The organism is Aureimonas sp. Leaf454 (assembly GCF_001424685.1).
Classification (GTDB): Bacteria; Pseudomonadota; Alphaproteobacteria; order Rhizobiales; family Rhizobiaceae; genus Plantimonas.
Genome location: NZ_LMQT01000012.1, coordinates 220,933 through 232,817, shown reverse-complemented (window position 1 = coordinate 232,817; position 11,885 = coordinate 220,933). Strand labels below are relative to the sequence as shown.

The following is an 11,885-nucleotide window of genomic DNA, read 5'->3' as shown; positions in this document are numbered from 1 at the left end:
CATCGACGGGCGCGCCGGTCCACAAGGCCTCACGTCCCGGGTGCTCACAGCCACTTGCGGCGGTCATCGCCGATAGGCGCGCCGACGGAGAAGACGACCGCGGGTCACTCCGGCATGCGGTAGGTCGTGAACCGGTTTTCGCGGACGTCGAAGATCCGGCCCGTCTCGGTGCAATCGGGTAGAGCAAGGGGCAGGATTCGGGCCGCGACCTCGGCGGGCGTCGGCAGCGATGCCGGGTCTTCGCCCGGCATGGCGAGCGCCCGCATGGCTGTCCGCGTCGCGCCGGGATTGACGCAATTGACGCGCAGCGGCGAGTTCATCGTCTCGTTGGCCCAGGACCGCGCCAACGCCTCCTCCGCCGCCTTGGTCGCGGCATAGAGGCCCCAGAAGGCCTTGGCGGAATGGGCGGCCCCGGAGGACAGGATGATGGCGCGCCCGGCATCGGACCGGCGCAGCAGCGGGTCGGTCGAGCGGATCAGGCGCCATGTGGCGGTGACGTTGAGCGTCATCGTCTTCTCGAAGGTCTTCGCCTCGATATGGCCGATCGGCGCGAGCACGCCGAGCGCGCCCGCATTGGCGACGAGCACGTCGAGCCGGCCCCAGCGCTCCGCGATCGCTCCGCCGAGGCGGTCGATGCCGGCCATGTCCGTCAGGTCGAGCGGCACCAGCGTCGTCGCGCCGCCGGCGGCCTTTATCTCGTCGTCAAGCTCCTCGAGCCCGCCGACGGTGCGCGCGACCGCGATCACATGCGCGCCATCGGCAGCCAGAAGCTTGGCGAGGCTGTAGCCGATGCCGCGCGATGCGCCCGTCACGAGGGCGACCCGCCCGTCCAGTCTTCCCATGATGCCACTCCCGAAAGCGCGAGGTCGTCTCCGTCGTCCGCGGACGGAGATCCTTCGTTCACACGGAGGACTCGATAGAACGATGCGCGGGGAAAGGCGAGAACCCGGCCGTGCGAACGGCCGGGAAAAGCGCGGGGATCAGCCGGCGCCGCCGAGCAGCGACAGCTGGCGCACGTTGGTGTCGGAGCCCTCGAGATCGGTCAGCGAGGTCGGATAGTCGCCGGTGAAGCAGGCATCGCAGAACTGCGGCTGCAGGGGATTGCGGGACGGCTCCTTCACGGCGCGGTAGAGCCCGTCGATCGACAGGAAGGCAAGGCTGTCGACCTTGATGAAATCCGCCATTTCCTCGACCGACATGCGGGAGGCCAGGAGCTTGGCCTTTTCCGGCGTGTCGACGCCGTAGAAGCAGCTGGAGCGCGTCGGCGGCGAGGCGATGCGCATGTGGACCTCGCTTGCGCCGGCATCGCGGACCATCTGGACGATCTTCTGCGAGGTGGTGCCGCGCACGATCGAATCGTCGACCAGGACGACGCGTCGGCCTTCGAGGATCGCGCGATTGGCGTTGTGCTTCAGTTTCACGCCCATATGGCGGATCGAATCCGTGGGCTGGATGAAGGTGCGTCCGACATAGTGGTTGCGGATGATGCCGAGTTCGAACGGCAGCCCGGCCTCCTGCGCGTAGCCGATCGCGGCGGGGACGCCGGAATCGGGCACCGGCACGACGATATCCGCCGCCTCCTGGCTCTCGCGGGCGAGTTCGGCCCCGATGCGCTTGCGGATCTCGTAGACGTTCCGGCCCTCGATGTTGGAATCGGGACGGGCGAAATAGACGTATTCGAAGATGCAGAAGCGCGGACGGCGCGCCTGGAAGGGGAAGATCGACTCGATCCCGCTTTCCGTGATGATGACCATCTCGCCCGGCGCGATGTCGCGCACGAAGGTGGCGCCGATGATGTCGAGGGCGCAGGTCTCCGATGCGAGGATCGGCGAGCCCTCGAGATCGCCGAGCACCAAGGGCCGAATGCCGAGGGGATCGCGCACGCCCACCATCTTCTTCGGCGACAGACCGACGAGGGAAAAGGCGCCTTCGAGCCGCGAAAGGGCGTCGATCAGCTTGTCGGTGAACATGCGTGCAGCGCTCGTCGCCACGAGATGAAGGATCGTCTCGGTGTCCGACGTGGAGGAGAAGATCGAGCCGCGCCGCTGCAGTTCCCGCTGCACCGTCATGGCATTGGTGATGTTGCCGTTGTGTGCGACGGCGAAACCGCCGACGGACAGCTCGGCGAAGAACGGCTGCACGTTGCGCAGCCCGCCGCCGCCGCTCGTGGAATAGCGGGTGTGACCGATCGCGGCGGTTCCCGGCAGCCGCTCCAGGACGGATTGCTTGGTGAAGGTGTCGCCGATATGCCCGGAATGGCGCTCGACGTGGAACTGCGTCCCGTCGAAGGAGACGATGCCCGCCGCCTCTTGTCCGCGATGCTGCAAGGCGTGCAGCCCCAGCGTCACGAAGGGTGCGGCATCGGCGCGGTTGAAGATGCCGAACACGCCGCATTCCTCATGCAGCGTGTCGTCGTCAGGATCGCCGAAAGGGGTCTCGCCCATGATGTCACTCGCCATCCGCCGGTCTGCCGGCATCTCTTGCGTGCAGTTTCCGAGCCGGACCCATCGAACGAACCCGAAAGCGCGAAAGCCCGAGCGGACCGCATGAGGTCTGCACGAGGCCTGGACGTTCGACGATGGTACCGCCTGCGGTTCCTATATAGACGTCGTCGGAGCGTTTCGCGACGCACAAACTGCGTTCGAAACGGATTGTTGTCGAAAGCCTGGCTGATCGACCGTGGGACGGATCAGTTGGCCGGCGCCTCGTCCGGTGCTTCGCTGCCGCCTTCGACCGGCGCGGCGCCCTCGATGGCCCCTTCGATCGTCGTTGGTTCGGCCGCCGGCTGCCGGTCCAGCTTCTCGCGGATCTGCTCGGGGAGAAGCTCCTCGGGTCGTTCGGGCACCGCCGCGACGAGGCGGGCGCCGAGGTCGTCGAGGAAGGGCTTGGAGCGGGCTTCCGCGATCCAGGTCGGCTGATTGTCCGGCGCGAGCCAATTGAAGAAGAGCATGGCGACGACGACGAGGGCGAGACCGCGCGCCGCGCCGAAGATGAAGCCGAGAGTGCGGTCGAGCGCTCCGATGCGGCTGTCGATGATGAAATCGGCGATCCGCAGGGTGATGAAGGACACGATGATCAGCGTCACGAAGAAGATCGCGAGCCCCGCAATGCCCATCGCGACCGTTTCGCTGTCGACATATTGCTGCACATAGGGCGTCAGCTGCTTGTAGAAGAAAAAGGCCGCCGCAGCCGCCGCCAGCCAGGACAGGACCGACAGGACCTCGCGCGAGAAGCCGCGCACCATCGCGAGCAGCGCAGAGACCAGCATGATGCCGACGAGAATGGCATCGAGCAGTGTGACCGTCATGACTTCCACCTCTGTGGCCGAGAACACCGCGCGGCGCCGATCCCCGCGGGATCGGCCGTGCGGACCGTGACCTCGCCGTCCCGTGCGCCCGCCGGCTCAGGCATCCTCTCGAGGACGACCGGCAGCGACCCGCGCGACGAGATGGGGAAGGCTGTCGATTTCGTGCATCGACGCGCCCCGGCCCTTCGGAAGGTCGGCGCTGAGGGACGGGAGAACGGCCTGTGCAAACCCAAGCTTCTCCGCCTCCTTCAGCCGCTGGGCGGCATGCGCCACCGGCCGAACGGCGCCGGACAGGCTGATCTCGCCGAAATAAACGCAATCGGTGGGGAGGGCAAGTCCGGACAGGGAGGAGACGAGGGCCGCCGCGACCGCCAGATCGGCCGCGGGCTCGGAGATGCGAAAGCCGCCGGCGACGTTGAGATAGACGTCGTGCTGCCCGAGGCGCACCCCGCAATGGGCCTCCAGGACGGCGAGCACCATGGCGAGGCGCGGCCCGTCCCAGCCCAGCACCGAACGCCGCGGCGTGCCAAGCGTCGACGGCGCGACGAGCGCCTGGATCTCGACGAGGACCGGCCGCGTGCCTTCGATGCCCGCGAAGACGGCCGCGCCCGGCGCCTTGGCGTTGCGCTCGCCGAGAAAGAGTTCCGACGGGTTCTGAACCTCGCGCAGGCCCGTGTCGCCCATCTCGAAGACGCCGATCTCGTCGGTCGGCCCGAAGCGGTTCTTCACCGTCCGCAGGATGCGGAAGTGATGGCCGCCTTCGCCTTCGAAGTAGAGCACGGCATCGACCATGTGCTCGACCACGCGCGGTCCCGCGATCTGCCCGTCCTTGGTCACATGGCCGACAAGGATCACGGCCGCGCCGCTGGATTTGGCGTATTTCACCAGCGCCTGGACGCCGGTGCGCACCTGCGTGACCGTGCCCGGCGCCGATTCGGCCATGTCGGACCAGAGCGTCTGGATGGAATCGATGATGACGAGATCCGGTCGCTTGTCGTCCTGCAGCGTGGCGAGAATGTCCTCGACATTGGTCTCGGCCATCAGGAGCACGTCGGTGTCGGCGGCCTTGAGGCGCTGGGCCCGCAGCCGCACCTGCGCGACGGCCTCCTCGCCGGACACGTAGACGACGCGGTTGCCCCGCCGGCTGAGCCCGGCGGCCGCCTGCATCAGGAGCGTCGACTTGCCGATGCCGGGATCGCCGCCGATGAGGATCGCCGAGCCGCGGACAATGCCGCCGCCGGCCGCGCGGTCGAGCTCGCCGATGCCCGTCAGGATGCGCGGCGCCTCCTCCATCTCGCCGGACAGGGGCATGAGGGCCGCCACCCGTCCGCGACGGGCGCTCTGCCGGGGCCCGCCGCCGACGCCGCCGGCGACGGTCTCCTCGACGATCGTGTTCCACTCGCCGCAGGCTTCGCACTTGCCGTGCCAGCGATTGGTGACGGAGCCGCAGTTCTGGCAGATGAAGGTGGCTTTGGTCTTGGCCATGTCGACTTTCGGGGAGGACGCCCGACGTCCTTAGCAGAATCCCCGAAAAGAACAAAACGAATACGGATCTATTCGAACCGCTCCGGCAGGTAGGCTTCGTCGGCGAGATCGGTGAAGCGGGTGAACTCGGCCTGGAAGGCGAGGGGAACCGTGCCGGTCGGGCCGTGGCGCTGCTTGGCGACGATCACTTCGGCCTTGCCGCGCGCCTCGTTCATCTCCTGCTCCCAGGTGAGATGCTCGGGCGTGCCGTGCTTGGGTTCCTTGTTCGAGAGGTAGTATTCCTCGCGATAGACGAAGAGCACGACGTCGGCGTCCTGCTCGATCGAGCCGGATTCGCGCAGGTCGGACAGCTGGGGATGCTTGTCCTCGCGATTCTCGACCTGACGCGAGAGCTGCGAGAGCGCGATGATCGGGACGTTCAGTTCCTTGGCCAGAGCCTTGAGGCCCGTCGTGATCTCGGTGATCTCCTGGACGCGGTTCTGCGAGTTCTTGGACGAGCCCTGCATCAGCTGGATGTAGTCGATCATCATGACGTCGAGGCCGCGTTGTCGCTTGAGGCGGCGGGCGCGGGCGGCGAGCTGGGCGATCGAGATGCCGCCGGTCTGGTCGATGTAGAGCGGCAGGCGCTGCATCGTCTCCGAACAGGCGATGAGCTTCACCAGTTCGGTCTCGTTGATCGTGCCTCTGCGGATCTTGGAGGACGAGATTTCCGTCTGCTCCGACATGATGCGCGTCGCGAGCTGCTCGGCGGACATTTCGAGGCTGAAAAACCCGACGACGCCGCCGTTCTTGGCCGCGAACGTGCCGTCCGACTGGTCGGCAGGCTCGAAGGCGGCGGCGATGTTGAAGGCGAGGTTGGTGACGAGCGACGTCTTGCCCATGGCCGGACGGCCGGCGAGCACGATGAGATCGGACCGCTGGAGGCCGCCGAGCTGGCGATCGAGCGCGATGATGCCGGTGGAGATGCCGGACAGGCCGCCGTCCCTGTCCTTGGCGGCCGTGGCCATCTCGACGGCGAGCGTCACCGCATCCGTGAAGGCCTGGAAGCCGCCGTCGTAGCGGCCGGTCTCGGCCAGCTCGAAGAGCCGACGCTCGGCATCCTCGATCTGGGCCTTGGGCTCCATGTCGAGCGGTGCGTCGAAGGCGATGTTCACCATGTCCTCGCCGATCCGGATCAGCGAGCGGCGGATGGCGAGATCGTAGATCGCGCGGCCGTAATCGGAGGCGTTGATGACGGTCGTCGCTTCCGCCGCGAGGCGCGCGAGATATTGCGCGACGGTGATGTCGCCGACCTTCTCGTTGGCGGGAAGGAACGTCTTGATCGTGACCGGGGTCGCGATCTTGCCCATCCGGATCATCTCGGAGGCGCGCGCGAAGATGTCGCGGTGGAGGCTTTCCAGGAAATGGTCGGCTTTGAGGAAATCATGGACGACGTAATAGGCGTCGTTGTTGACGAGGATGGCGCCGAGCAGAGCCTGTTCGGCCTCGATATTGCCGGGAGCCTCGCGGTAGAGCGCGGCTTCCTCCTCGAACTTTCGCGCCGGTTCGGCCATGGTTCTGTCTTCCCGAATATCGAACGACGGATGAAGGGATGGTCCTACAGGCTTCCTTCGTCCCGGGACAGACTTGGGACTTGGCGCCCGCTCCGTCCACAGGGCGACCGACGGATCTGTGGAGCGACGCGAGGCGCGGCTTGACTCCGCCCGGCAGGGTCTCGGGAATCACTGGCCGTCGATCCGACGGGACGCGCGAACGAAAAGGAGCCCCGGCCGGGACCGGAGCTCCTCGCATGCACAGGATGGGCAGGCCCCGGCCTCACGCCGGAACCGCTCGTCCGCTGGATCAGGCCTCGGACTCGTCCGAAGCCTCGTCCTCGTCCTCGCCGCCATTGCCGGGGACGATCGGATCCTCGTCGATGCCGTAGATGGCCTCGGCCGAGGTGAGCGTCTCGCCGCGGGCCTGGCGCTCGGCCTCTTCGTGCGAACGGGCGATGTTCAGCGTGATCTGCAGCTCGACATCGGCATGCAGCTGGATCGCGACCGAGTGGACGCCGATCGCCTTGATCGGCTGGTTCAGCAGAACCTCGTTGCGGCCGACCTTGAAACCGTTCTCCTTGAGGATGTCGGAGACGTCGCGCGCCGACACCGAACCGTACATCTGGCCCGTCTCGCCGGCCGAGCGGACGACGGTGAAGCTCTGGCCCGCCAGCGTCTCTGCGACGGTGGAGGCCTCGTTCTTCTTCTGCTCGTTGCGCGCGATCAGCTCGCTCTTCTGCGATTCGAACTTCTTGCGATTGGCTTCCGAAGCGCGCAGGGCGCGGCCCGTCGGCAGGAGGAAGTTGCGCGCGAAGCCGTCCTTGACGCGGACGGTGTCGCCCATCTGGCCGAGGCGGGCGACGCGCTCGAGGAGGATGACGTCCATGGTGCTGGTCCTTTGAGGTTGAGGTGGCGGGTCAGGCGGATGCGGCCGGCTCGGCCGGTTTGCGCATCGTTTCGGAAAGCCCGAGGATCGTCGCGGCGATCAGCGGGAACGACAGGAAGACGATCGCCGTGTAGGCGGCGAAGAGAAGGAGCCCGCGACCGGGACGCGCCCGGATCCGGCGGTGGAAGCTCGCGAGCCCGACCAGGGTGAAGGCCGCCCCGAACGTGCCGGCGAAGACCGAGGCGATCGTGGAGGTCGCACCGGGGAAGAACGTGCCGAGGATCGCGGCGCCGAAGACCGCGACCGCGATGCGGGGAAGGCCGGCGGAGGCAGGGATGTCGTCGCGCGGGCGCGGGAGGCGGCCGGAGGCGCGCGCGATCAGCCCGGAAACATGGAGGCAGGCGACGAGGATGATGGTCAGCAGCGCCGGTTGCACGAAGGGCACGATCCGCACCATGAAGGCCGCGAGCGTTTGGATCTCGGCCTCGGAGGCCGGGTCCGTGCCGGTCGCGCCGAGCTGCGCCTTCAACGCCTCGCCGACGGCCGGGCCGATCTCGTTGACGTCGTAGCCGACCAGCCAGCCGACGAAGAGGCAGGCGGTGGTCGTGATGGCGGCGATGGCGAAGAGGATGCGCGAGAGCGGATACCAGTCGAGCGCTGGCGCCGCGGCCGGCACCGCCGCATCGGACATCGGGCCCGCGGCGGATGCGGCCGCGTGCGACGGTTGCGGGACGGTGGCGGCACTGGGCTCGCTTGGCCGGGCGAGCCCGGCGAGATGGCCGATGATCGCGGCCGGCAAGGCCATCGTGGCGAGCAGCATGAGGGCGCTCGACCATGTGCCGGTGAGGCCCGTGATCGCGAGCGCCGAGGCCGCCGCGGCGATGAAGCCGGCGACGCTGCCCCAGCCGAGGCTGGCGATGAAGATCGGAACGGGGGTCGCGAGCGACAGGACGACGGCGGTCGGCGACTGGAGGATCAGCCCGGCGAAGAGGAGCGCTGCGGCGGCGCCGGCGACGAGGCCGATGAGGATCGCTTGGGGCTTCATGATGTCTCGGTCGCTGTCCTGCGGCATTCGCAGTTAGGGGCTCGGCCCCAGCTCGGCGGGTGAAAAGGTCGGTCTCGGCTTCTTGCCGGAAGCGAGAGGGCGGCGCGCCGGATCCCGAAGGGAACCGGCGCGCCGCAGATATCGAACCGTCCGACGCGAAACATCGCGGCGGACGGCGCGCCTTACTTGATGACGTAGGGCAGGAGGCCGAGGAAGCGGGCGCGCTTGATCGCCTGGGCGAGGGCGCGCTGATTCTTCTGCGAAACCGCCGTGATGCGGGACGGAACGATCTTGCCGCGCTCGGAAATGTAGCGCTGCAGGAGACGGACGTCCTTGTAGTCGATCTTCGGCGAATCGCTCGCCGCGAACGGGTCGGACTTGCGGCGGCGATGGAACGGCCGGCGCACGGTCGAGGAGGAAGTGTCGCTCATCGGGGCTTACTCCGCGTCTGCAGGGCGGGGACGGCGCGGACGGTCGTCGTCGTCGCGACGCGGGCGATCGTCGCGATCACGGCGCGGGCGGTCGCCGCCGGGGCGGTCGCCGTCGCGGCGCGGACGATCGTCGCGCTTCTGCATCATGACGGACTGCGCGTCGTCGTGCTTCTCCACCTTGATGGTGATGTAGCGCAGGATGTCCTCGTTGAAGCGCATCTGGCGCTCCATTTCCTGAACGGCCGATGCGGGCGCATCGATGTTCATGAGGGTATAGTAGGCCTTCCGGTTCTTGCGGATCCGGTAGGTGAGGGTCTTCAGACCCCAGCTCTCGACCTTCCCGACATTGCCGCCATTGGCTTCGACCACGCCGCGATACTGCTCGACGAGTTGGTCGACCTGCTGGCCGCTGATGTCCTGGCGGGCGAGAAAGACATGCTCATAGAGAGCCATTGCTTTCGCCTTTCCTTTTGCATCGTCGCAACCTGCCCGAAACAGCGGCTAAGCCTCTGCGACTCTCCAAATGCACGGGGCACCGGCGGAAAGGCGCGTCTTCGAGAAACGGTCGAGAGCGGGGACACGGGACATCGGCATCGCTGCCGCTTGTGCGCCGCCGCCCAAGAGGACAGTTGCGCCGCAGTCCGTTCAGCCCCCGGCTGTTCGCCGGGCAGTGAGACGAGGGGTGCCATAGCGGCAAAGTCGGTGAAAGGCAAGGGCGCTCACGCCGGGCGACGCCCGCCCGCCCGGAGCGGCGAGGATCAGGCGCCGGCCGCGGCGCCCGAGACGAGCCGGCTGTCGTCGAGGCCGTCCTGCCGCAGCAGCCGGCGCAGCGCCGCGTCGGCGGGTTCCGGCATCCCGAGCAGCGATCCCTGGCCGTCGATCTCGCCGATGCCGCGCAGCGCCGCCAGCTGCTGGTCGGTCTCGATGCCTTCGGCGGTGAGCTTGCGGCCGAGCCGCCGGCAGATGGACAGGACGGCGGAGGCGATGGCGCTCGCGTCCTCGTCGCGCCCCACGCCCTCGATGATCGAGCCGTGCAGTTTCACGCGGTCGAAGGGAAGGGCCTGCAGCATGGCCAGTCCGCTGCCCGCAGCGCCGAAATCGTCCAGCGCGACGGTCAGTCCGCCCGCGCGGATCGCGTCGAGCGTCTGCCGGACCGCCGCCATGTCCTTCTCCAGCGGACTGCGCGTCATCTCGATCTCGATCTGCGCGGGGTCGAGCCCGGCGGTTCGCAGATAGTCGATCATCCGCTCCGCGATGCCCGGACGCGACAGCGTCGTCGGCGAGATGTTGACGGACAGGCAGGGCCGCGCGATGCCGGCGCTGTGGAAGGCGCCGATCTGCCGCACCGCGCAGCGCAGCGCCCAGAGGTCGACGAGAACGATCAGGCCCGCTTCCTCGGCGACCGGCAGGAAGACGCCCGGGCTCACCGACGTGCCCAGACGCTTGTTGTGCCAGCGCAGCAAGGTCTCCATGCGCACGATTCGGCCGGATGCGAGATCCACGGTCGGCTGGAAGAACAGCTCGAGGTCGTCATGCGCCAGCGCCAGCGCCAGTTCCGCCGCCAGGCGCCGCTGATCGCTGGTTTCCGACACCTGCGACGGGTCGTAGCAGACGAAGCCGTTCCGGCCGTTGCGCTTGACGCTGTAGAGCGCGACGTCGGCCGCGCGCTGCACTTCGAGACCCGTCGCCCCGTCGAGCGGCATCGACGCGACGCCGGCCGAGCAACCGATGGAGGCGACGATGCCGCCGAGATCGAACGGCTCGCCGATGATGGAGACGATCGCCTCCGCGATGTCGAGCGTCGTTCCTCGGGTGCCGTTGGAAACGATGACGGCGAATTCGTCGCCGCCGAGCCGGAACAGCTCTCCACGCCCGGCGACGACCTGTCTCAGACGTCTGGCGACCTCCTTCAGGAGGAGATCGCCGACGGGGTGGCCGTGATCGTCGTTCACGATCTTGAACCGGTCGAGATCGAGCGCGATGAGATGCGCCGGATAGGCCTCGGTGTCGCTCGCCTCGATGGCGGCCCAGCGGATCGCGAAGAGGCCGCGGTTGCCGAGGCCCGTCAGGGGATCGTGGCGCGCCAGATGCTCGATCTGCTGCTTGGCGTGCCGCAGCTTGGTGAAATCGGCGAGCGTGATGATCGAGGTGCCGCGCTCCTCCACGCTCGGCGCCACCGTCACCATGACGTGGCGGATGTCGGCACCCTCGTGGACCTCGGCGTCGAAGGTCGCGCTCCGTTCGATATGCTCGGCGAGCGAGCGTCGATCGGCAGGCACGAGCGTGCCGAACAGATCGATGTCGGGCGCCGCCGCGCCGAGCAGCGCGCTGGCCGCCGCGTTGGCGAAGATCACGCGACCCGAAGCGTCGAGCTTCACGATGCCGGTGGGCGCCGTTTCCGCGATCGTCCGGTAGTGCTCCTCGGACGCGCGCAGCGCCTCCAGTTCGATCATCCTCTCCGTCACGTCGAGATGGAGCGCCAGCGATCCGCGTCCGTTCGGCCGCTTGCGGGAGCGGCTTTCGACGTAGCGCCCCGACGGGCGATGCGCGGCCCGATACGGCGTTTCCCCGGCGACGATCCGCTCGAGATGGGCCCGCCAGTCGACGACGCCGTTGTCGCCCCGCTCGTAGCAGTGGTGCAGGATCGCTTCGCGCCGCAAGCCTCGGCGAAGAAACCCCGCCGGCGCCTCGATCATCTCCTCGGCGCGAGAATTGAAAAGCCGCACGACATCGCGGCCCTCGGCGTCGCGGTCGTAGAGGATGATACCCTGATCCGTCAGCGTCAGGATCTCGTCGAGCAGTTCGCGGTCCGACAGCTCGCCGAGGCCGGCGGTCTCGGCGTAATCCTCGGACCATTCCACGATGCGGAGCCGGTCGCGACAGGCCGTCGCCTCGATGCGCAGGCGCGTCAGGCCGACGTCGAGCGTCACGATCCCCGTCGACCCCGCGACGAGACGCAGGGCTTCGTTCCGCTCCTCGCGACCGCCACCGCCAAGACGTGCCAGCAAGAGGTCGACGAGGTCCTCCGCGTCGCCGGGCGCCCGGCCGAGATAGCGAAAGGCCGCCAGCCCGACATGTCGCAAGCTGCCGTCACTCGCGACGACGACCTGCGGACGATCGGAGCATGCCAGTTCGCCAAGCCAACCGCTTTGCGCCTCGTCGGTCATGAAGTTCCTTCGTCTGGCAGAATCGCCTC

General features: G+C 67.9%; 10 protein-coding genes. All 10 read right to left on the bottom strand.

What is annotated here, in order from left to right:
* Nucleotides 1-104 precede the first annotated feature (104 nt).
* Nucleotides 105-842, bottom strand: a complete 738-nt coding sequence (locus tag ASG43_RS09955) for an SDR family NAD(P)-dependent oxidoreductase (protein ID WP_056503838.1) — start codon at nt 840-842, stop codon at nt 105-107.
* Between the two features lie 138 nt (nt 843-980).
* Nucleotides 981-2,459 (bottom strand): amidophosphoribosyltransferase, encoded by a 1,479-nt coding sequence (gene purF, locus ASG43_RS09950; RefSeq protein WP_056503836.1) that lies wholly within the window; start codon nt 2,457-2,459, stop codon nt 981-983.
* A 230-nt stretch (nt 2,460-2,689) separates the two neighbouring features.
* Nucleotides 2,690-3,307 carry a CvpA family protein gene (locus ASG43_RS09945; protein ID WP_056503833.1) on the bottom strand — a complete coding sequence of 206 codons (618 nt, stop codon included), beginning with the start codon at nt 3,305-3,307 and terminating at the stop codon, nt 2,690-2,692.
* Between the two features lie 96 nt (nt 3,308-3,403).
* Nucleotides 3,404-4,792: a DNA repair protein RadA gene (radA, locus tag ASG43_RS09940; RefSeq protein ID WP_056503830.1), complete on the bottom strand. Its 1,389-nt coding sequence runs from the start codon at nt 4,790-4,792 to the stop codon at nt 3,404-3,406.
* A gap of 68 nt (nt 4,793-4,860) precedes the next feature.
* On the bottom strand, nt 4,861-6,345 hold the full coding sequence (locus ASG43_RS09935) for a replicative DNA helicase (RefSeq protein WP_056503826.1): 1,485 nt from the start codon (nt 6,343-6,345) through the stop codon (nt 4,861-4,863).
* 289 nt (nt 6,346-6,634) lie between these two features.
* Complete coding sequence (rplI, locus tag ASG43_RS09930) at nt 6,635-7,213, bottom strand: 50S ribosomal protein L9 (RefSeq protein WP_056503824.1); 579 nt, start codon at nt 7,211-7,213, stop codon at nt 6,635-6,637.
* Between the two features lie 31 nt (nt 7,214-7,244).
* Nucleotides 7,245-8,258: a hypothetical protein gene (locus ASG43_RS09925; protein ID WP_082490829.1), complete on the bottom strand. Its 1,014-nt coding sequence runs from the start codon at nt 8,256-8,258 to the stop codon at nt 7,245-7,247.
* A gap of 182 nt (nt 8,259-8,440) precedes the next feature.
* Nucleotides 8,441-8,689: a 30S ribosomal protein S18 gene (gene rpsR, locus ASG43_RS09920; protein ID WP_056503817.1), complete on the bottom strand. Its 249-nt coding sequence runs from the start codon at nt 8,687-8,689 to the stop codon at nt 8,441-8,443.
* Between the two features lie 6 nt (nt 8,690-8,695).
* Nucleotides 8,696-9,142: a 30S ribosomal protein S6 gene (rpsF, locus tag ASG43_RS09915; RefSeq protein WP_056503814.1), complete on the bottom strand. Its 447-nt coding sequence runs from the start codon at nt 9,140-9,142 to the stop codon at nt 8,696-8,698.
* A 305-nt stretch (nt 9,143-9,447) separates the two neighbouring features.
* A complete protein-coding gene (locus ASG43_RS09910; protein ID WP_056503811.1) occupies nt 9,448-11,856 on the bottom strand; it encodes an EAL domain-containing protein in 2,409 nt (802 codons plus the stop codon).
* Nucleotides 11,857-11,885: the final 29 nt, after the last annotated feature.